We start from the raw sequence: 19,504 nt of genomic DNA, 5'->3' as shown, positions 1-19,504 counted from the left end.
TCCGGTTCTGTTCCGGTTTGCCGACTTATGGGGTGTGCGTTGCGTCGTCTCACTGTTGCCCTTGCCCTGCTGGCGGCCCTGGGATCCGGCTCGTTCCTCGGCCAGCAGGCCGTATCGGCCGACCGCACGGTCCCGAGTCACGGCCGGGGCACGAACATCCTGGTCGTCGGCATCGACAGCCGCGCCGGCCTCTCCTCCGCCGAGAAGCAGAGGCTCCACGTGGGCGGCAAGGGATGCAACTGCACCGACGTGATGATGCTCGTGCACCTGTCGCGGGACCGTCGGCGCGCGAGCGTCGTCTCCATCCCGCGCGACTCCTACGTCGAGTACGCCGGTACGGCGGGCGCCACCGGCCCGAGCGGCCCGCCCCGCCTCGGCAAGATCAACGGCGCGTACGCGCTCGGCGGCGGCCCGCTGACGGTGCGCACCGTCGAGAAGGTCACCGGCCTGCGCGTCGACCACTACCTGGAAACGGGCTTCACCGGCTTCGAGCAGGCCGTCGACAACCTCGGCGGTGCGACCGTGTGCACGGACAGGCCCCTCCAGGACGAGAACTCCGGTCTCGACATCGGCACCGGTGTCCACCACACCGACGGAAACCGCACCCTGCGCTACGTCCGGGCCCGGCACGTCAACCAGCGGCCCGGGGACCTCGGCCGGGTCCGGCGCCAGCAGCGCGTGGTCACCGGGTTGCTGGCCCGGCTCACCGCCGAGGGCGCGCTGGACGGCCCCGTGAACACGGCGCGCACCGCCCGGGCCCTGTTGAAGTCCGTACGCACCGACGAGGGCACCGGCCTGCGGGACCTGGTCCGCATCGGCTGGGCGCTCGGCCGGCTGCGTGCGGACCGCACCGAGTTCGCGACCGTACCGATCCGGCTCTTCGACCACCGCGTTCCCGGTGTGGGCTCCACGCTGGTGTGGGACGAGCCGCGATCCGCGGCGCTCTGGGAGGCGCTGCGCGCGGACCGTCCCATCACCGGCGACACCCGCATCCAGCCTGTCCCGGAGAACCCCGCCTCGACCAACCCGGCCGGCATCGCGGTCCGTGTGGACGACAGCGCGGTGGCCGGGGCCCTGCGCGGCAGCGGGTTCGCCGTCACCGACACCTCGCAGTCCGCGCCCGCGGTACGCCCCGGCGGGCCGCCCGTCATCAGCTACCCGGCGGGCCTGGAGGAGGACGCCGCCACCCTCGCGGCCGCCCTGCCCGGCTCCCGCCTGCGCGCGGTCCCGAAGGACGACAAGTTCTTCGACGTGACGGTCGGAACCGAGCCCGTCCGGGTCAAGCCCGTCACCTACGACCGCAACGTCGCCGACGGCGCCCCCGTCACCGCCGACAGCCTCCGCTGCGCCGGCACACCTGCCCGGCCGGAACCCGCGTCCGCGTCCGCATCCGCGTCCAACCCTGACGCTCAGACGGGGTGAGTGGCGAAGAGCTCCACGTGACCGCACCGCTGACAGCGGAAGGCCTCTATCTGCCGGCGGGGCCTCCCCATCCGCTTCGCCCCGCCGAACAACCCGCGCTCCAAGGGCCCGGCGATCCACCGGGCATAGCCGCGGGCCCCTTCGCCGCTGTCCTCCACGAATCCGGGTTCGAGCCCGACGGCCCCGCAGTACGTACACCTCACGCCACTCACCGCACGAGTGTACGAACAGCCCGTCCGCTCCTGCCCGCCGGGGACGTCACGATGGCGTTGCGTCGCCGGCGCGGACGATGCCTTCCAGTTCCTTCTCGATCCACGCCCGGTCGGCCTCGCGCGCCTGACGGGAGCGGATGTTCTCCACGACGGCCCAGCCCCGGGCGCCGTCGGGGGCGGCGAGTTCGACCAGGCGGTGGTCGAGGTGGCCCGTGATCATCACCGCCATCAGGGACAGGTACTCGCACTGCAGGTCGGGGGCGAGGTCGCTCTCTCCGGGGACCTCCAGGACCGGCCGGCGGCCGTCTCCCAGCAGGGCGCAGGTGAGCTGGACCGCGCGGATGAGCGCTTCGAACCGCTCCCCGTTCAGCCGCGCCCGCAGGACCTCCAGGTAGGCGCCCAGGACATCGGCCTCACAGCCGTCGCCCAGGTCTGCCGGATCGGACTCGCGCATGTTCCACCCCTGCCCGGACGACCGTGTCCACCCGCAGTGTAGGCAGCGCCGGTCACTTCCACGGCGCTCTTCGGCCACTCGCCCGCCGCTGTGCGTTCCCGGCCGTTTCCGGACTGCGCACGGCCCGTCCCGCATGCGAACAGGGCCGCTGCGCGAACGAGTTCGGCCCCGGCAGGAGCAACACCCCCCTGGATGCACCGTTTCCGGTGTACGCACCCGTGGCTGGAAGAGGTCTACGGCCGACTCTGCGGCGCGCACGTTCGCCGGCAACTCCCCTTCCGAGGAGGGCCCGTACCCCCGCCGGCGCCTGTCCGGACGCCCCACGCGGCGCCGACTATGCGCTTTGCATATTCTGAGCGAATACACTTTCGGAATTTTCCGGATTAATTCAGTGTCTCCACTCGCCCTACATTGACAGTGCGCTGCACCCTGAGAGTTAATTACTGCATGGGTGGCTTGATGTGGTCGTGCGTCGGCGGAATCTGGTCGCTCCGCGATCGGTTCATTCCAGGAGCCGCAGCGTGCCGCTGCGACGAAGGTGCAGCAGAGGGGGTGTGTCCCGAAGCGTCGCGACAATCGCGATCGCGAATTGAGCGGGTATTGGCGAAGTAGACTCTTTACGGGGGATCAATGACCCAGCTCAACTCTTTCTCTGTTCCCGATTTTCACCTTCCGTTCGGGAACTCCAAGCATCCTCAGGCCGCACAGGCCAACGCCGAGGCCACCTCGTGGGTGGTCCGCCACGAACTCGTCACCGACGCCGTCGAGCAGTTCGCGGGGATCGGATTCGGCCACCTCGCGGGCCGGGTGAGCGGCGAGGTCCCGTACGAGAGGATCGTCCTGCTCGCCGAGTGGATGGCCTGGTCGTTCGTCCTGGACGACCAGCACGACCACCTCATCAGAACCGGTGAGGTGGCTGCCTGGGGCCCCGTCACCGCGGCGATCACCGGATACCTGGAGACGGGAAGGAGCGGCAGCGCGTCGTCGTCGGCCAATCCGCTGGTGACCGGGTTCATCGACCTCTGCGACCGCATCCTGGCCGGGATGTCCGAGGGCACCGCGGCCCGCTACCGCTCCCATGTGCCGCTCATGCTGCGCTCCTTGGACCAGGAGGCGGGCAACCGCGGGCCCGGAGGGCGCCCCGCGGTCCAGGACTACATCCTCATGCGCCGGCACAGTTCCCAGATGCTGCCGATGATGGACATGGTGGAGGCCGGGCTGGGCATCGACCTGCCGCAACGCATCCACGACCTCCCCGAGTTCCAGGAGGTCGTGGCGAGCGCCGTGGACGTCATCTCGTGGGGGAACGACGTGTTCTCGCTGCCGAAGGAGCACTCCTGCGGCGACAACAACAACCTCGTCTCCCTCATATCCTCCTGGGAACGGTGCTCGCTTCCCGACGCGGTCCGCACGGTCGAGGACCGCATCCAGGTCCGCATAGACGAGTTCCTGGCCGCACAGCGGCTCCTGCTCCAGGCCCTGGACGCCCGCGGGGAGACGGACCCGTCGCTGCGCGCCGCGGTGTCCCGATGCGTGCGGAGCTACGAGGACTGGATGATCGGCGCGGATCTGTGGCAGCGTTACGAGTGCACCCGGTACAGCGACGAACGGTTCGCGGCCGGGCTGGAGTCCGAGTACATCCGCCCGGGCCTGGTTTCGGTGGCATGACAGGGAGTCGGTCCATGGAGCGAGCGGAACACCCCGGCCCCGTCGTCAACGCCCCTGTCGTTCCGGGACGGTTACCGCTCCTGGGCCACGCGCTGCAACTGTGGCGGCAGCCGATCGCGTTCCTGGAGTCCTTGCAGGACCACGGCGAGGTCGTGCGGCTCGACATCGGCACGTGGCCCGTCCACGTCCTCACGAGCCCCGACCACGTCCACGCCGTACTGGTCCAGCAGGCGCAGCGGTTCGGCCGCGGCCGGGTCTTCGACCGGCTCCGCCCGATGTTCGGCAACGGCATCGTGACGACCGACGGGGAGTTCCACCGCAAACAGCGCCGGATGATCCAGCCGGCCTTCCACCGGAACCACATCGCCGAGTACACCGAGGTGATGTGCCGGCAGGCGGAGGCCATGTCCGCGTCGTGGACGGCGGGCCGCGAAGTCTCGATGGTCACCGAGACACGCCAGTACGCGCTGTCCTCGGTCGCCGAGATGATCTTCTCCGGGGACCTGAGCCGGCCCGCCGTCGCCGAGGTGCACCGCTCGCTGCCCGTCGTCCTGGAGGGCATGCTCCTGCGCGCGGTCATGCCCAAGTCGCTGGACCGGCTGCCGATCCCGCTCAACCGGCGGTTCGACACGGCCGCCGCCCGCCTGCGCCAGATCATCGACCAGGTGATCGCGCAGTACGGAACGGCGGGAGCGGGAGGGGACGGCGCCGCGCAGGAGGACCGTCACGACCTGCTCTCACTGCTCCTGTCCAGCGTGGACGCCGAAACGGGCGCGACGATGAGCCCCGAGCAGGTACGGGACGAGGCGATCGCCATCATGTTCTCCGGTACGGAGACCTCGGCGACCACCCTGGCCTGGATCTTCCACGAACTCGGCCGTCACCCCGAGGTGGAGAAGCGCGTGCACGCCGAGGTCCACGCGGTGGTGGGCGACCGCCCCGTCCGCCCGGCCGACCTCTGCGAACTGACGTACACGAACCGCGTGTTCCAGGAGGCGCTGCGCCTGCACTCGCCCCTGCTCTTCACCCGGCGCGCCCTGGTTCCCGTCACCCTCGGCGGCGTCTCGATCCCGGCCGGAGCGGAAATCGCGTACAGCCCGTACGCGTTGCACCGGGACCCGGCGCTGTTCCCCAGTCCGACGACTTTCGATCCGGACCGCTGGCGGGAGGGGGCGGAGCGACCGCGCGATCACAGGTACGTGCCGTTCGGCGCCGGTGCGCACAAGTGCATCGGCGACTCGTTCGCGGTGGCGGAGATCCTCACCGCGGTGGCGAGCGTGGTGTCCCGGTGGCAGTTGACGCCCGCGCCGGGTGTCACGGTGCGCGAGGTTCCCGCGGGAATCCCCCAGCCCAGCGAGCTGCCGATGATTCCTGTCGCACGCCGTTGACGGAATCCAATCGAACCCGACCGATTCCGTGCGGATTCTCGCCAACTCTCCGAGACCGCGCGGCAATGAAGTCGGCCAAGGGTACAGCAATGTCCTCGTACGAGTGGCAAGATACCCCAATATCATCTTTACTCGGCAACTTCTTGGCCCCGAGCCGTACACTCGGCCGCACGCGCATGAGGGGGCAAGAATGTCACACGGCACGGAACCGCGGGGATGGGCTTCCCAGCCTCCGCTCGAAAGAGAATCCGAAATCCTGGCGATCCACCGCGCGGTGGACGATCTCTGCGGCGCCTCGGACAGCGGTGCGGTCGCGCGCCGTGGGGGCGTACTGACATTCGCGGGATCGGCCGGCATCGGCAAGACCACCCTGCTGGCCGAGGCCCGTCGGCACGCCGCCGAGCGCGGCTGCACCGTGCTGTTCGCGCGTGGCGGCGAGCAGGAGAAGCAGGTGCCGTTCCACGTGATGCGGCAGCTCATACAGCCGACGTTCGCCGCCATGAGCCAGGACGAGCGCCTCGACGTCCTCGGCAACTGGTACAACATCGTCGCCCCGGCGCTCGGCCTGACCGCCGCCCCGAACGGCCCGACGGCGCCCGACCCGCAAGGCGTTCGGGACGGCCTGGACTGGGTCGTCACCCACCTGACGGTACGGAGCGCTCCCGTCGTCCTGGTTCTCGACGACGCGCACTGGGCGGACGCGGAATCGCTGGCATGGCTGACCGCCTTCGCGGCGCGGGCCGAGGAACTGGCCATGCTCATCATGGTGGCCTGCCGGCCGGACGAGATCCCCGCCGACGCCGCCCCGCTCCGTGCCCTGATGGGGCGTCAGGGGACGCGCCCGCACGAACTGGCTCCCCTCACCACGAGCGCGGTGGCACGCATCGTGCGGGACGCCCTCGGTGAGAGCGCCGACGACGTGTTCTGCCGGGAGTGCTGGGCGATCACCGGCGGAAACCCCTTCGAGGTCGTCGAGTTGGCGATGAAGGGCCGCGATCGCGGGCTGAAGCCGCACCAGGACAGCATCCCCCAGCTGCGCGATCTGGCCTCCGCCATCAAGGGCAGCGGACTGATCGACCGCCTCGAACAGCTCGGACCGTCCACCGTCCGGCTCGCCTGGGCGGCCGCGGTTCTGGGCACGGCGATCCCGACCGGCATCGTCGGAAGCGTCGCGGCGCTCGGTGAGGCGCAGACCGCCGACGCCATCGACCAACTGCGCGCCGCGCGCATCCTGACCGTGCTCACCAGCGTGCGGCGCCAGGAGGTCGTCGAGTTCTTCCACCCCCTCATCGCCACCGCGGTGTACCGGTCGATTCCGCCCGGTGTCCGCGTCGCCATGCACGGCATGGCCGCGCAGGCCCTGGTCGACGAGGGGCACGGCTCCGCTGCCGCAGCCCGTCACCTGCTGGAGATGCACCCCGAGGGCGACCCCTGGGTGGTGCAGCAGCTGCGCCAGGCCGCACGCGACAGCTTCTCCGCAGGAGCGCCCGATGCCGCACGGCGCTATCTGGCGCGGGCGCTGCGCGAACCGCCGGATGTGGAGGACCGGGCCGAGGTGCTGTTCGAGCTCGGCTCCGCCAACCTCCTGCACGATCCCGTGAACACCATCAACCAGCTCAGGACCGCGCTGGAAGAGCCCAAGACCGAACAGGGCCTGCGGGAAGCGATCACGTACCGGCTCGCGCAGGCCCTCGCCCACACGGGCCAGCTGGCGGAGGCCGCCGGACTGCTCGCCGACGAGGCCCGCCGTGCCACGAGCTCCCGGACCCGGCTGCGCATGCAGGCCGAGCAGTTCAAGTGGAACTCGGTCCGGGTGGACGAGGAGAACTCACCGGCCCGCTCGCGGCTCCTCGCCCAGTTCGCCAAGCGGCTCACCGGCCGGGGTCTGGCCGAGCGGCACATCCTGGGCCTGCGGGCCTGGGACGCCGCCGTGCGCGGCGAACCCTCGGCCACCGCCCTGGAGTTCGCGGAGCAGGCGCTGGACGGGGGCTTGAGCTGGACCGACCAGGACTTCGGCTTCGAGGTACCGGCCGTCGTGGCGGTCACCCTCATGTACTGCGACCAGCCGGGCCGCGCCGAGGAGCTCTTCAACACCGGCATCATCGAGTTCGAGGCGAAGGGCTGGCGCGGGGCGCACCTGTCGTTCGTCTACACCTTGCTGGCCTACGTCCGCTTCCGGCGCGGACGCCTCGCCGAGGCCGAGGACCTCGTCCGCACCGGCCTGCAGATCGCCGACCGCGTCGGACAGGGCACCCCGGCGCAGTGGTACGCGATCGGCACCCTCATCGAGACGCTGCTCGCCCGCGGGAACGTCACCGAGGCCGAGCAGGTCGCCCGTACCTACAAGCTGGCGGAGGGCTTCCCCAACGCCGTCGTCTACCCGGACCCCCAAGCCGTGTGGGGCAAGCTCCTCCTGGCGCAGGGCAGGATCAAGGAGGCGGAACAGCACCTCGCCGCCGCGGGCAAGCGGCTGGACCTCCGTGGTACGCGCAACCCCTCGTGGTGTCCCTGGCAGCTGGACCTGGCCCTCGCACAGGTCACCCACGACACCGCTCTGGCACGCGCCACGGCTGCCGAGGCCGTGTCACGCGCCCGAGTGTTCGGAGCGTCCAGCACGATCGGTCACGCCCTGCGCGTCTCGGCGGCGGCCACGGACCCGTCCCAGGCGGTGGATCTGCTGCAGGAGGCGGTGGACCACCTGGAGCAGTCCCCCGCCGCCTGCGAGCTCGCCCACGCGCTCGTCGACCACGGCACCGCGCTGCACACCATCGGTGATCCGCACCAGGCGGCCCAGCAGCTCTACCGGGGCATGGAGACGGCCGCGGCCTGCGGCGCCGACGCCCTGGCGAGCCGTGCCCGCGCCCAGCTGGCGTCGGCCGGGCTGCGCCCGCGCCGTCTGCACACCTCCGAGCAGGACACGTTGACGGTCGCGGAGAACACGGCCGCACGGCACGCCGCTCTCGGCCTGGGCAACTCCGAGATCGCCAAGGAGATGCACACCGACGTCCAGGGGGTCTCGGAGCTGCTCTCGGCGGTCTTCACCAAGCTGGGCACCGACCGGCTCGGACTCCGCAGGGCCCTGGGAATCTGACGCCCGTCCGCGCCACGCGGGCCGCTGCGCATGCCGCAGCGGCCCGCGTGGCGTTTCCGTGCGTGCACGCCGGGTACAGGCCGCGCCGGCCCGAAGATGGCACCGGTCCACCCCGCTCCTCCCGGTGATCGGCGGGGTCACCCCGGACCGCGACCCGGCCGGCTCCCGGACCAGCCGTTTCGACTAGGGTCGACGGGACAGCGCACCACCCCGCCACGCACGACCACGAGGAGCAGCAGTGAGCCAGCCGGCGTCCACCGCCCTGCAGCAGGAGATCGCCCTGGAACTCCAGGTGACGCAGACCTTCGACGCCCAGCAGGAGATCGAGCGCCGCGTGGCCTTCCTCGCCGAGCGGCTCACCTCCACCGGCCTGCGCTCCCTGGTGCTGGGGATCAGCGGCGGCGTGGACTCCACCACCGCCGGCCGGCTCTGCCAGCTCGCCGTGGAGCGGGCCCGTGCGGCCGGCCACGACGCGACCTTTTACGCGATGCGGCTCCCGTACGGCGTCCAGGCCGACGAGAAGGACGCCCAGCTCGCCCTCGGCTTCATCGAGGCGGACCGGGTGCTGACCGTGGACGTCAAGCCCGCGAGCGATGCCGCGCTGGAGACCGCGCTGGCCGGGGGCACCGTCTTCCGTGACGCCCACCACCAGGACTTCGTGCAGGGCAACATCAAGGCCCGCCAGCGCATGATCGCCCAGTACGCGGTGGCGGGCGCGCACGACGGCCTGGTCGTCGGCACCGACCACGCGGCCGAGGCGGTGTCCGGCTTCTTCACGAAGTTCGGCGACGGCGCGGCCGACCTGGTCCCGCTGACCGGCCTGACCAAGCGCCGGGTACGGGCCGTCGCCGACGTGCTGGGCGCCCCCGCCGAGCTGGTCTGGAAGACCCCCACGGCGGACCTGGAGACCCTCGACCCGGGCAAGGCCGACGAGGACGCGCTCGGGGTCACGTACGACGACATCGACGACTTCCTGGAAGGCAAGCCGGTCGATGAGCGGGCCTTCGACACGATCGTGCGCCGCTACCGCCTCACCGAGCACAAGCGTCAGCTGCCGATCGCGCCGTAGCGGCACCGCGGCGTGTCACGCCGCCGGTGTCCGGCGGCGTGGCGGGGTCGTCTCCATCAGGGCCCACACCCGGCGCCCGTCCGGTCCGGCGTCCGTACCGCAGCTCGAAACACCCGGCACGGCCGCCAGCCGGACGAGGACGTCCTCGTCCGGTTCCGCTGCCGTGTGGCTGAGTACGACGACGAGGAGCATCTCCTCCTGGTCGGCCACGTGCAGGCTGATCCGCTTGCCCGAGTCGGCGACGGCCGCGCCGACGAGCAGCGCCACCATCTGTTCGACCGGGGCGTCCTCGGGCCGGGTGTAACCCCAGTTCCGGATGGTCTCCAGGACCCGGGCGACGGACTTCTTCGCGGCCCAACGGTCGCCCGTGAGCGACCAGTTGGCGACGCGCCGATTGCGGATGGCCATGCGGGTGCGAGCGAGGGCGGCGACCTTCCGCCCGTCGGGCGGGGGCAGTTGGAGGCTCGTCACCCCCTTCGGCTTCGTCGCGGGCTGCGGCCGCGGAGCCTCGACCGGCTTCTTCTGCGGCGGCGGTGTCCTCGGCGGGTGCGACGGCGGCAGTTTCGGGCCCTTCGCCTCCATCTGCTCTTCCACTGCGGCCTCCTCGTCGCGCGGGTGCACAGGGACGTCCCCGTCCATCTACCCATCCTGGCAGAGCCGAGTGCTTTCTTAGCGGAACGTTAGATCTGGGTGACGGACCTTGTCCGGGTGCGGTGGCGGAAGCATGCTCTGGGAGCTTGCCCACCGCCGGAGCGCGCCGGGGCATTCCCCCCGTCCCTCAGCAGGGACTTCCGTCTGGAGCCGCCATGACCTCGTCCGCCGCCACGCCCGCACCGCCGCTCGGGGAGGAGCGCGGGAAGCGCCGCCTCGCTCTGATCGGCGGATCGCTCGGCAACCTCGTCGAGTGGTACGACTGGTTCGTCTACGCCAGCTTCGCGATCTACTTCGCCGATTCCTTCTTCCCCGGCGACAACCCGACCACGCAGCTGATGAACACGGCGGGGATCTTCGCCGTGGGCTTCCTGATGCGCCCCGTCGGCGGGTGGGTCCTCGGCCGCGCCGCCGACCGGCACGGGCGCAAGAGCGCGCTCACGCTCACCGTCACCATGATGTCGGTGGCCGCCCTGCTGATCGCCGTCGCCCCGACCTACGGCCAGGCCGGATACTTCGGCGCTCTGGTGCTGCTCCTCGCGCGTCTGCTCCAGGGCATGAGCATCGGCGGCGAGTACGCGGCCAGCGCCACGTATCTCACCGAGGCGTCGGCCCGCAACCGGCGCGGCCTGGGCTCGTCCTTCCAGTACGTGTCGATGACCTGCGGGCAGCTGCTCGGTCTGGGGATCCTCATCACGTTGCAGCACACGCTGACCACCGCCCAGTTGTCGAGCTGGGGCTGGCGGATCCCGTTCGTCGTCGGGGCGTTGTTCGCGGTGGTCGTCTTCTGGCTGCGGCGGCGGCTTCAGGAGACCGACGCGTTCAAGGAGGAGTCGTCGGACGCGGACGCGCACGACGAGAGCACGCGCGGCACGCTCAAGGTCCTGTGGCAGCACCGGCGGCAGGCGGGCCTGGTCATGGCGCTCACCCTCGGCGGCACCGTCGCGTACTACACGTACACCACCTACCTCACCAAGTATCTGGTCGGGAGCGCGGGCATGGCGAAGACGACCGCCACACTGGTCAGCTTCACCGCTCTGACCCTCTTCGCCGTGCTGCAGCCCTTCGCCGGGATGCTGTCCGACCGGATCGGCCGCCGTCCCCTGCTGATCACCTTCGCGGTGGGCTGCACCGTCGGCACGTACCCGATCATGACCGCCCTCGGGTCGGCCTCCTCGTACTGGTCCGCGCTGGGGCTGTCCCTGCTGGCCCTGGTGATCGTCACCGGCTACACCTCGATCAACGCGGCGGTCAAGGCCGAGCTGTTCCCGACCCGGGTGCGCGCCCTGGGCGTGGCGCTGCCGTACGCGATCGCCAACGCGCTCTTCGGCGGCACGGCGGAGTACGTGGCCCTGTGGTTCAAGAGCAGTGGCCACGAGACGATGTTCTTCTGGTACGTGTCCGGGTGCGCGTTCATCTCCCTCGTCACCTACGTCCTGATGCCGGACACGCGCAATGCGGCGCTCAGCCGCGCCGAGGCGGACGAGGACGCCGACGCCGGCCGCGAGCAGCCCTCGGCGGCTCCCGTAAGCTGATGCCCCGGGTCACAGGTGGCGAGGGAACTGTCTATGCACGCGCTTCTCGTCGAGGACGACGACCGGATGGCCCAGGCCCTCGGCACCGCCCTCGCCCAGCGCGGGCACACCGTCCGCAGGGTGGGCCGCGCCCTGGACGCCCTGCGGTTCGTCCGCGAAGCCGAGTTCGTCCTGCTCGATCTGGGACTGCCCGACCTGGACGGGCTCGATCTGCTGCGTCGGCTGCGTACCGTCTGTGACGCGCCGCTGATCGTGGTGACCGCGCGCTGCGAGGAGCGCGACATCGTGCAGGGGCTGCGGGCGGGGGCCGACGACTACGTCGTCAAACCGTTCCGGATGGCCGAGCTGATGGCCCGCATCGACACCGTACGCCGCCGGACGGGCGCCTCGTCCGGCCGGTTCGAAGCCCACGCGGCCGACTCCGCCGCCACCGCGGGCCGGCCCGTGCGGAGCGGGGACGTCGAGGTCGACCTGGCGGGCCGTACGGTCACGGTGGCGGGCGCCGAAGTCCGGTTGACCCGCAGGGAGTTCGACGTCCTCGCCTTCCTTGCCGCCCGCCCGGACGAAGTGCACTCCCGGGAGGAGATCCTGGACCGGATCTGGGGTGACGCCTTCCTCGCGGCCTCCCGCTCACTGGACGTCCACGTGGCGGGCATCCGCGCCAAGACGGGCCGCTCCGGCCTGGTGCGCACCGTCCGCGGGTTCGGCTACCAGCTCGGCGCCGTGGCGGCCCGGGACGACGAGCGGTGAGACGCAGGCTGCTCGCCGTGCTGATGGTGCTCATGGGGGCCGCGGCGCTGCTGCTCTGCGTCCCCCTGGCCGACGCGTACGCGCGGGGACGGACCGAGCACCTGCTCCTGCAACGGCGTTCGGAGGCGGCGAGGTTCGCCGATCTCGCCGACCGGATGCGCACCGACGCCGACCGGTCGGAGCTGTCCGCCGAGATCAGCCGGTACGCGCAGCTGTACGGAACCGGGGTGGTCGTGGTCGACACGACGGGGGCGACGGTCGCACGGGCCGGAACGAGGCCCTTCGCCGGCGCGGCGGACGCCCTCGGGCGCGCCCTCACCGGCCGCTCGACCGACCGGCTGCCCACCGTGCGCCCCTGGGGTCCGCCGACCGTCGTGCTCGCAGAGCCGGTGGGCCGGGACGAGCGGGTCAGCGGGGCGGTCCTGCTGGCCGTACCCACCGACGCCGCCCGCGGGGACGTGACGGTCCGCTGGTCGCTCATCGCCGCCGGGGCGGCCGCCGCCTTCGCGGCCGCGGCCCTGGTCGCGGCCGGCATCGCGCGCTGGCTGATGCGGCCGGTCCTCGATCTGGACCGGGCGGTGGAGGGGCTGACCGCCGGCAGTCTCCAGGCCCGCGCCGTGTCCGACACCGGGCCGCCGGAACTGCGCCGTCTGCGGCAGCACTTCAACACCATGGCGGAGGCGATGGCCGACTCCATCGGCCGCCAGCGCGACTTCGTCGCCGACGCCTCCCACCAGCTGCGCAATCCACTGGCCACGCTGGTGCTGCAGCTGGAGAACGTCGAACCGCACATCGCCCCGGGTCCCGGCCGGGCCGAGCACACGCGCGCCCTGGACGAGGCGGAACGCCTGGAGGAGCTGCTCGACGGCCTGCTGGCCCTGGCGCGAGTGGAGTCCGCCACGGCGGAGCTGACGGACCAGGACGTGTCGCGGGCGGTACGGGAACGGGTGACGGCCTGGACTCCGGTCTTCGGACACGCCGGACTGGAACTGACGGCCACCGGGCTCCCGGAAGGCCTGCGGGCCCGCGCCCTGCCGGACGCGGCGGGCCGGATCCTGGACGCGGTCCTCGACAACGCCGTCAAGTTCGTGCCGCGCGACGGCCGCGTCGAGGTCAGCGCCGCGCACGGGGCGGACGGGACGGCGGTGGTACGGGTCACCGATGACGGCCCGGGTGTGCCGCAGGACCAATTGCCCCTGCTGCTGAGGCGGTTCGCGCGCTCCCCCGAGCACCAGAACGTGCACGGCAGCGGACTGGGACTGGCCATCGCCGACGAGATCGCCCGCATCAGCGGAGGCCGGCTCGACGTCGGCGCCAACGCTCCGCACGGCCTCGTGGTGGAACTCCGGCTCCCGCCCCCGTGACCCACCCATCAGCCGTACACCGACCGGTAGTGCGCCACCGCTCCCGGGTGGAGCGGCACTCGCCCGGTCGAGATGGCGAACCGGGGCTCCAGCCGTGCCCCCGCCGTCACCTCCCGCAGCAGGTCACGCCACCGCTCGAACACCACCTGGAGCAGTTCGCGCACGGCGCTGTCCGGTACGTCGTCACGGGCCAGGAGGTAGTTGCCGACCCCGACGGTTCCCACGGGCACCGTCAGCCCGTACACCACGGCCGGAATCGTGACCTCCGTATAGACCGGGCCATAGCGCTCCCGCAACGCGCCCACGTAGCCGTCCAGGGGCAGGAACCGCACCGGCAGCTCGCGGGCCAGACCCGACAGCGCGGGCGTGGGCACGCCTCCCGACCAGAACAGCGCGTCGACCGCTCCTTCGCGCAGCGCACTCGCCGACGCGGCGAGGCTCAGTTGCCGCGGGGCCGCCGGCGAGGGGCCGTCGTTCAGCCCGGCCGCCTGCAGCACCCTGCCCGCCACCACCTGCACCCCCGACCCCGCAGCACCTGCCGCGACCGGACGGCCGGCGAGCTGGTGGACCGACGTCACGGGCCCGTCCGCCGGGACGAGCAGGTGCGTGTAGTTCACGTAGACCCGGGCCAGCGCCGTCACCGCGGCCGGACGGGGGAACGGCTCACGCCCCAGCACCGCGTCCTCGGCCACGTCCGCCATGGCCAGGGCCAGGTCGACCGAGCCGTCGTCGAGCTCGCGCAGGTTGTTCACGCTCGCCGCGGTGCTCACCGGAACGATCTCCAGCCGACGGCCGCTCGCGGCGACGGCCTGCGCCAGGGCCTTCCCGAAGGCGTTGTACGGTCCTCCCTCCGGCCCCGTCGCGAGCCGCAGCCGCCGTACGGGAGCGGGGCCCGCCGAGCATCCGGCCGCCAGCGCCCCCGCGCACACCTGGAGCCCGGCGCCCATCACCCGTCGACGGCTCACGTCTGCGCTGGTCACGGCGGAAGCCTAACCAGCACCCCGCAGGTTCCGTGAGTATCGGGGGGGGCCGCCGTCTCGCCCACCGGTCACGCCCCCCTACACTCACTCGGTCAGCCCGGCTGCGGGCACCCGGCCCGATAAGGGGAGCGCCAGACCTTGAACACTGCCAACGAAGCGCCCATCTATGCCCAGTTGATCAGGGAACGCGGTGACGTGCCCGGCCAGACACGCCGCGAGGCGGAACAGATCCACAGGGAGCTGGCACGGGTGATCGCTCCGGCACCCTGGGCCACGACCGGCGGCGGCCTTCGATAGATCACGACGCGGAATGCGGTGAACGACGCACCTGCCTCATCGCTCGGGCGGCCCGTCGGCAGGCTTCCCCGGACCGGGGCCGTCAGCGGCGGCAGGTGCCTCGGCCGCCACCGGGTCCAGCACGCGGTGGAGGAAGATCCTGGTCCGCTCGTGCCGCGGATGGGCGACCAGCTGCGCCGCCGGCCCCTGCTCGACGATCACTCCGCCGTCCATGAACACGACGCGGTCCGCGACCTCGCGGGCGAAGCCCATCTCGTGGGTCACGACCATCATCGTCATGCCCTCGTTCGCCAGCACGCGCATCACCGAGAGCACTTCGCCGACCAGTTCCGGGTCGAGCGCCGAGGTCGGCTCGTCGAAGAGCATCACCTCCGGCCCCATCGACAGGGCCCGGGCGATCGCCACCCGCTGCTGCTGACCGCCGGACAGCTGCGCCGGGAACGCGTCCGCCTTGTCGGCGAGGCCGACGCGCTCCAGGTTCTCCCGGGCGACGGCGGCGGCCTGCGCCTTGTCCCTGCCGAGCACCCGCCGTTGCGGCAGCGTGAGGTTCTCGGTGACGCTCACGTGCGGGAACAGATTGAACTGCTGGAAGACCATGCCGATGCGGCGGCGCACGGCGTCGATGTCGACATCGAGGTCGGTGACCTCCGTACCGCCGACGAAGACCTGGCCCTCGTCCGGCTCCTCCAGCAGATTCACACAGCGCAGCAGTGTCGACTTGCCCGAGCCGGACGGCCCGATCACGCAGACCACCTCGCCACGGGCGATGTCCAGTTCGATGCCTCGCAGGACGTGGTTGGCGCCGAAGGACTTGTGCAGCCCCCTGATCTCGATCTCCGGGCGATCCACTGCTGTCATGTCCACCGCTCCCGTCTCCTGTGGCATCTCGTCCTCACGTGGCCTTGTCCGCGCGGGCCTCGAGACGGCGCACCACCAAGCCCAACGGCACGGTCACGAGGAGGTAGCACAGGCCGGCGACCAGGATCGGGGTGGAGTTGGCGGTCTCGCTGGCGAGGTCCCGGCCGAATTTGGTCAGTTCGCGCTCCTGCAGCGTCACGCCCAGGAAGAGCACCAGCGAGGAGTCCTTGAACAGCAGGACCAGTTCATTGGTGAGCGGCGGGATGACGACGCGCAATGCCTGCGGGATGACCACCGACACCATGGCCCGGCCGTGCGAGAAGCCCAGCGAGCGGGCCGCCTCCATCTGCCCTCTGGGCACCGCCTGGATGCCGGCCCGGATCGTTTCCGCCATGTAGGCGGCCGCGACGAGACCGAGACCGAGCGCGACCTTGCCGTACGTTCCGCCGGGGATCTCGGTCCCGGGGAACGCCAGCGGCACCGCCACACCCACGAAGATGAAGATCAGCAGGGCGGGCAGGCCCCGGAACAGTTCGATGTAGACGCCGGCGACCCACCGGTACGGGGCCACCGACGACAGCCTCATCATGGCGATGACGAGACCGAGCACCAAGCCGAAGACGAACCCCGACGTCGTGTACACCACGGTGTTGCGCAGGGCGGTGGTGATGATCCTCGGGAAGAGCCGGAGGGCGAGGTCCGTCTGTGCGAACTGGTTCTGCAGCCGGCCCCAGTCGGCCAGGACACCGATCAGGACCAGCACGGCCACGAAGACCGCGTACTGGATGCCCTGCCAGAGGCGGCGCCGCTGCCGCCGGGTCAGCGATAAGGTCACGACGCGGCCTGGGGCAGCGGGCCGATCCACTGCTCGTAGATCTTCTTGTAGGTACCGTCGGCCTTGGCGGCCGTGATCACCTTGTCGATCTCGGAGAGGAGGGCGGTGTTGCCCTTCTTCACCGGGAAGCCGTACTTCTCACCGGTCTCGATGTTCTGCCCGAGGACGAACTCCGAGGCGTTCGCCTTGTCCCCCAGCCAGCCCTGGACGACCGGGTAGTCGATGACGACCGCGTCGACCTGGCCCGTGCGCAGCCCGTTCAGCACCGCGTCCGAGCTCTCGAAGGCGACCGGGTCGAAGCCCTGCCCCTTGGCGTAGCTCTCGCCGGTGGTCCCGGCCTGCGCGCCCAGCTTCTTCGACTTCGCCTTGACGTCGGCGAGCGAGGTGACACCGCTCTTCGCGGTCGCGAGGAGCGCCTGGGTCGCTTCGAAGTACGGGACGGAGAAGTCGACGTTCTTCCTGCGCTCGTCGGTGATCGTCATGCCGGCCGCGGCGAGGTCGCACTGGTCCGAGTTCAGGAACGCCCCGGTCTTGAAGTTTTCGAACGGGGTGTCGAGGATCTTCTGCTCGACCTTGAGGTTCTGCGCGACCAGATCGATCAGGGCCACGTCGAAGCCGACGACCTTGCCGCCCTGCTCGAACTGGAACGGCGGGTACGGCAGATGGGTGCAGGTGGTCAGCTTGCCCTTCTCGACGACAGGCACGCCTCCGGCGGCCTCTCCCGGGCCGCCGTCGCCGGAGGAGCAGCCGGCGGCGAGGAACATTCCCGCGGCGGCGGCGACCGTGGCACGGATGCGGTGACTGCTGCGGTGACTGCTGCGGCGGGTGCGGCGTCCTTCGGCGGTCCGGAACACGGGTGACCTCCACGGGTGCGGGGCTGGCGGCGGTCGCGGGACGAGACCGTCCGCGGAGATCGTAAGCCCCCGGCGGCCCGCCCCCGATGCTGCGTTTCGGACAACACCCGTGTCAACCCCAACAGTTGGGAATCCTTCCCATTGCGCCAAGTTGGTCCAGACCAGTTGACGGCGACGCATCCGGAGGCATAAGTTCCCGGCCACGCCGCACGTCACGTTCCGGGCTGCTCACCTTCCCCCCACCTCGATGGAGGCACTCCCATGCCCAACCGCACCCGAACCACTCGAACCCGAACCCGCCTGGCCTGCGGCCTCGGCGCCACCGTGCTCGGCGCGGCCGCCGTGCTGAGCGCCCCCGGAGCCGCCTTCGGCGCCAACCTCCTCACGAACGGCGACTTCGAGGGCGGCACAACGGCCGGCTGGTCCTGCAGCGGCGGCCTGGGCTCCGTCGTGGGTTCCCCCGTACACGGCGGCGGCAAGGCGCTGGCCGGGGCGGCCAGCGCCTCGGACAACGCCAAGTGCACCCAGACCGTCGCGGTCCGGCCGGGCACCTCGTACACGCTCTCCGCATGGGTCCGCGGCAGTTACGCGTACCTCGGCGTCACCGGCGGCGCGTCCACCTGGACGCCCTCCGCCACCGCCTACACCAAGCTCACCGTCTCCTTCACCACCGGCGCCTCCCAGACCAGTGCCGAGATCTACCTCAACGGCTGGTACGGGCAGGGCACCTACTACGCCGACGACGTCGTCCTAGAGGGCCCCGGCGGCGGGACCGACACCGTCGCCCCGACCACACCGGGGAGCCTCACCTCCACCGGCAAGACCTCCTCCAGCGTCTCGCTCGCCTGGACCGCCTCCACCGACAACGTCGGCGTCACCGGCTACGACATCTACCAGGGCGCCGCCAAGGTGGCCACGTCCACCACGACCGGCGCGACGGTCGCCGGGCTGAGCCCCAACACCGCGTACACGTTCACCGTCCGCGCACGCGACCTGGCGGGCAACACCTCACCGGCCTCCAACGCCGCCACCGTCACCACCGCCAACGGGACCACGCCGACCGGCTTCAAGCAGGCGGCGCCGTACCTCTACCTGGGCTGGGGCAATCCGCCGAGCGCGACCACGGTGATGAACGCGACCGGGGCGAAGTGGTTCACCATGGCCTTCATCCTCTCCTCCGGCGGATGCAACCCGGCCTGGGACGGCCAGCGCCCGTTGACCGGCGGGGCGGACCAGAGCACCATCAGCTCGATCCGGGCGGCCGGCGGCGACATCGTTCCGTCCATCGGCGGGTGGCAGGGCAACAAGCTCGGCCCCAACTGCGCGACCCCCGAGGCGCTGGCCGGTGCGTACCAGCGGGTGATCGACGCCTACGGCCTCAAGGCCATCGACGTCGACATCGAGAACACGGACGAGTTCGAGAACGCCGTGGTCCAGGACCGCATCATCGGCGCGCTCAAGATCGTCAAGCAGAACAATCCCGGTCTCAGGACCATCCTGACCTTCGGCACGAGCACGGCGGGACCCACCTCGTGGGGTAACCGCCTCATCGAACAGTCGAAGGCGCAGGGCGCGGACATCGACGTGTTCACCATCATGCCGTTCGACTTCGGCAACGCCTCGACCGACATGTACGCCAGCACCGTCAGCGCGACCGAAGGCCTCAAGACCAAGCTCAAGTCCACCTTCGGCTGGGACGACGCCACCGCCTACTCGCACATCGGCATCTCCGGCATGAACGGCGTCAGCGACACCCAGGAGACCACCACGATCCAGAACTGGACCGACATCCGCAACTGGGCCAACTCCCACCACATCGCCCGTCTCGCCTTCTGGTCCGTCAACCGCGACCGTGGCTGCGCCGGCGGCGGGCTGCAGGAGAGCTGCTCCGGCATCGCCCAGAACGACTGGCAGTTCACCTCCATCACCACCGGCTTCACCGGCTGACCGGGGGCAGCCCCCAGGGCCTGGGCGGCCTGCGGGCCCGGACGGCGTGGACTCCGAGCGGGAAGGGGACGCGGTCCGGGTCTCGCAGTGCCGGGAGGGCGAAGTCGGTCCCGGCTTCGGTCATGGAGC

General features: G+C 71.1%; 17 protein-coding genes. 9 read left to right on the top strand and 8 right to left on the bottom strand.

Annotation, left to right across the window (positions count from 1 at the left end):
- Window positions 1–39: 39 nt before the first annotated feature.
- Window positions 40–1,422: an LCP family protein gene (locus tag OG429_RS36100; RefSeq protein ID WP_328929468.1), complete on the top strand. Its 1,383-nt coding sequence runs from the start codon at window positions 40–42 to the stop codon at window positions 1,420–1,422.
- Here OG429_RS36100 and OG429_RS36095 read toward each other — a convergent pair.
- Window positions 1,410–1,634, bottom strand: a complete 225-nt coding sequence (locus OG429_RS36095; protein ID WP_328929467.1) for a hypothetical protein — start codon at window positions 1,632–1,634, stop codon at window positions 1,410–1,412. The two genes, OG429_RS36100 and OG429_RS36095, sit on opposite strands and share 13 nt — an antisense overlap.
- Window positions 1,635–1,680: 46 nt before the next feature.
- Entirely contained in the window at window positions 1,681–2,088 is a 408-nt protein-coding gene (locus OG429_RS36090) for a hypothetical protein (RefSeq protein ID WP_328929466.1), read from the bottom strand.
- A 630-nt stretch (window positions 2,089–2,718) separates the two neighbouring features.
- Here OG429_RS36090 and OG429_RS36085 point away from each other — a divergent pair.
- From OG429_RS36085 to nadE, 4 genes are all read left to right on the top strand, one after another.
- Window positions 2,719–3,756, top strand: a complete 1,038-nt coding sequence (locus OG429_RS36085; protein ID WP_328929465.1) for a terpene synthase family protein — start codon at window positions 2,719–2,721, stop codon at window positions 3,754–3,756.
- A gap of 14 nt (window positions 3,757–3,770) precedes the next feature.
- On the top strand, window positions 3,771–5,144 hold the full coding sequence (locus OG429_RS36080) for a cytochrome P450 (protein ID WP_328929464.1): 1,374 nt from the start codon (window positions 3,771–3,773) through the stop codon (window positions 5,142–5,144).
- 190 nt (window positions 5,145–5,334) lie between these two features.
- On the top strand, window positions 5,335–8,235 hold the full coding sequence (locus OG429_RS36075; protein WP_328929463.1) for an ATP-binding protein: 2,901 nt from the start codon (window positions 5,335–5,337) through the stop codon (window positions 8,233–8,235).
- Window positions 8,236–8,473: 238 nt separating this feature from the next.
- Entirely contained in the window at window positions 8,474–9,304 is an 831-nt protein-coding gene (gene nadE, locus OG429_RS36070; protein WP_328929462.1) for an ammonia-dependent NAD(+) synthetase, read from the top strand.
- Between the two features lie 15 nt (window positions 9,305–9,319).
- On the opposite strand, the gene OG429_RS36065 is transcribed toward nadE, so the two are convergent.
- A complete protein-coding gene (locus tag OG429_RS36065) occupies window positions 9,320–9,943 on the bottom strand; it encodes a hypothetical protein (RefSeq protein ID WP_328929461.1) in 624 nt (207 codons plus the stop codon).
- Between the two features lie 167 nt (window positions 9,944–10,110).
- On the opposite strand from OG429_RS36065, the gene OG429_RS36060 reads away from it, so the two are divergent.
- Genes OG429_RS36060 through OG429_RS36050 form a run of 3 tightly spaced genes read left to right on the top strand, consistent with a single transcriptional unit; the run spans window position 10,111 to window position 13,604 of the window.
- Window positions 10,111–11,490, top strand: a complete 1,380-nt coding sequence (locus OG429_RS36060; RefSeq protein ID WP_328929460.1) for an MFS transporter — start codon at window positions 10,111–10,113, stop codon at window positions 11,488–11,490.
- Between the two features lie 33 nt (window positions 11,491–11,523).
- Complete coding sequence (locus tag OG429_RS36055) at window positions 11,524–12,240, top strand: response regulator transcription factor (RefSeq protein ID WP_328929459.1); 717 nt, start codon at window positions 11,524–11,526, stop codon at window positions 12,238–12,240.
- Entirely contained in the window at window positions 12,237–13,604 is a 1,368-nt protein-coding gene (locus tag OG429_RS36050) for a HAMP domain-containing sensor histidine kinase (protein WP_328929458.1), read from the top strand. The genes OG429_RS36055 and OG429_RS36050 overlap by 4 nt, the downstream gene beginning before the upstream one ends.
- Window positions 13,605–13,612: 8 nt before the next feature.
- Here OG429_RS36050 and OG429_RS36045 read toward each other — a convergent pair whose 3' ends face one another.
- From OG429_RS36045 to OG429_RS36030, 4 genes are all read right to left on the bottom strand, one after another.
- Complete coding sequence (locus OG429_RS36045; protein WP_328929457.1) at window positions 13,613–14,584, bottom strand: TAXI family TRAP transporter solute-binding subunit; 972 nt, start codon at window positions 14,582–14,584, stop codon at window positions 13,613–13,615.
- A 333-nt stretch (window positions 14,585–14,917) separates the two neighbouring features.
- Window positions 14,918–15,739 carry an amino acid ABC transporter ATP-binding protein gene (locus tag OG429_RS36040; protein WP_328929456.1) on the bottom strand — a complete coding sequence of 274 codons (822 nt, stop codon included), beginning with the start codon at window positions 15,737–15,739 and terminating at the stop codon, window positions 14,918–14,920.
- Between the two features lie 34 nt (window positions 15,740–15,773).
- Window positions 15,774–16,574 (bottom strand): amino acid ABC transporter permease, encoded by an 801-nt coding sequence (locus OG429_RS36035; protein WP_328929455.1) that lies wholly within the window; start codon window positions 16,572–16,574, stop codon window positions 15,774–15,776.
- Window positions 16,571–17,428 carry an ABC transporter substrate-binding protein gene (locus OG429_RS36030; RefSeq protein ID WP_405676868.1) on the bottom strand — a complete coding sequence of 286 codons (858 nt, stop codon included), beginning with the start codon at window positions 17,426–17,428 and terminating at the stop codon, window positions 16,571–16,573. The genes OG429_RS36035 and OG429_RS36030 overlap by 4 nt, the downstream gene beginning before the upstream one ends.
- A gap of 261 nt (window positions 17,429–17,689) precedes the next feature.
- On the opposite strand from OG429_RS36030, the gene OG429_RS36025 reads away from it, so the two are divergent.
- A complete protein-coding gene (locus OG429_RS36025) occupies window positions 17,690–19,375 on the top strand; it encodes a carbohydrate binding domain-containing protein (RefSeq protein ID WP_328929454.1) in 1,686 nt (561 codons plus the stop codon).
- Here OG429_RS36025 and OG429_RS36020 read toward each other — a convergent pair.
- A complete protein-coding gene (locus tag OG429_RS36020; RefSeq protein ID WP_328929453.1) occupies window positions 19,365–19,499 on the bottom strand; it encodes a hypothetical protein in 135 nt (44 codons plus the stop codon). The genes OG429_RS36025 and OG429_RS36020 overlap by 11 nt on opposite strands.
- Window positions 19,500–19,504 lie beyond the last annotated feature (5 nt).

The sequence above is a fragment of the Streptomyces sp. NBC_00190 genome (assembly GCF_036203305.1).
GTDB lineage: Bacteria > Actinomycetota > Actinomycetes > Streptomycetales > Streptomycetaceae > Streptomyces.
This window is presented reverse-complemented; position numbering and strand designations above follow the sequence as displayed.

Bases quoted from the DNA above. Each gene is read 5' to 3' on its own strand.
- OG429_RS36090 (WP_328929466.1), bottom strand. From the start codon at position 2,088: ATGCGCGAGTCCGATCCGGCAGACCTGGGCGACGGCTGTGAGGCCGAT.
- OG429_RS36085 (WP_328929465.1), top strand. From the start codon at position 2,719: ATGACCCAGCTCAACTCTTTCTCTGTTCCCGATTTTCACCTTCCGTTC.
- OG429_RS36080 (WP_328929464.1), top strand. From the start codon at position 3,771: ATGGAGCGAGCGGAACACCCCGGCCCCGTCGTCAACGCCCCTGTCGTT.
- OG429_RS36075 (WP_328929463.1), top strand. From the start codon at position 5,335: ATGTCACACGGCACGGAACCGCGGGGATGGGCTTCCCAGCCTCCGCTC.
- OG429_RS36065 (WP_328929461.1), bottom strand. From the start codon at position 9,943: ATGGACGGGGACGTCCCTGTGCACCCGCGCGACGAGGAGGCCGCAGTG.
- OG429_RS36060 (WP_328929460.1), top strand. From the start codon at position 10,111: ATGACCTCGTCCGCCGCCACGCCCGCACCGCCGCTCGGGGAGGAGCGC.
- OG429_RS36055 (WP_328929459.1), top strand. From the start codon at position 11,524: ATGCACGCGCTTCTCGTCGAGGACGACGACCGGATGGCCCAGGCCCTC.
- OG429_RS36040 (WP_328929456.1), bottom strand. From the start codon at position 15,739: ATGACAGCAGTGGATCGCCCGGAGATCGAGATCAGGGGGCTGCACAAG.
- OG429_RS36025 (WP_328929454.1), top strand. From the start codon at position 17,690: ATGCCCAACCGCACCCGAACCACTCGAACCCGAACCCGCCTGGCCTGC.
- OG429_RS36020 (WP_328929453.1), bottom strand. From the start codon at position 19,499: ATGACCGAAGCCGGGACCGACTTCGCCCTCCCGGCACTGCGAGACCCG.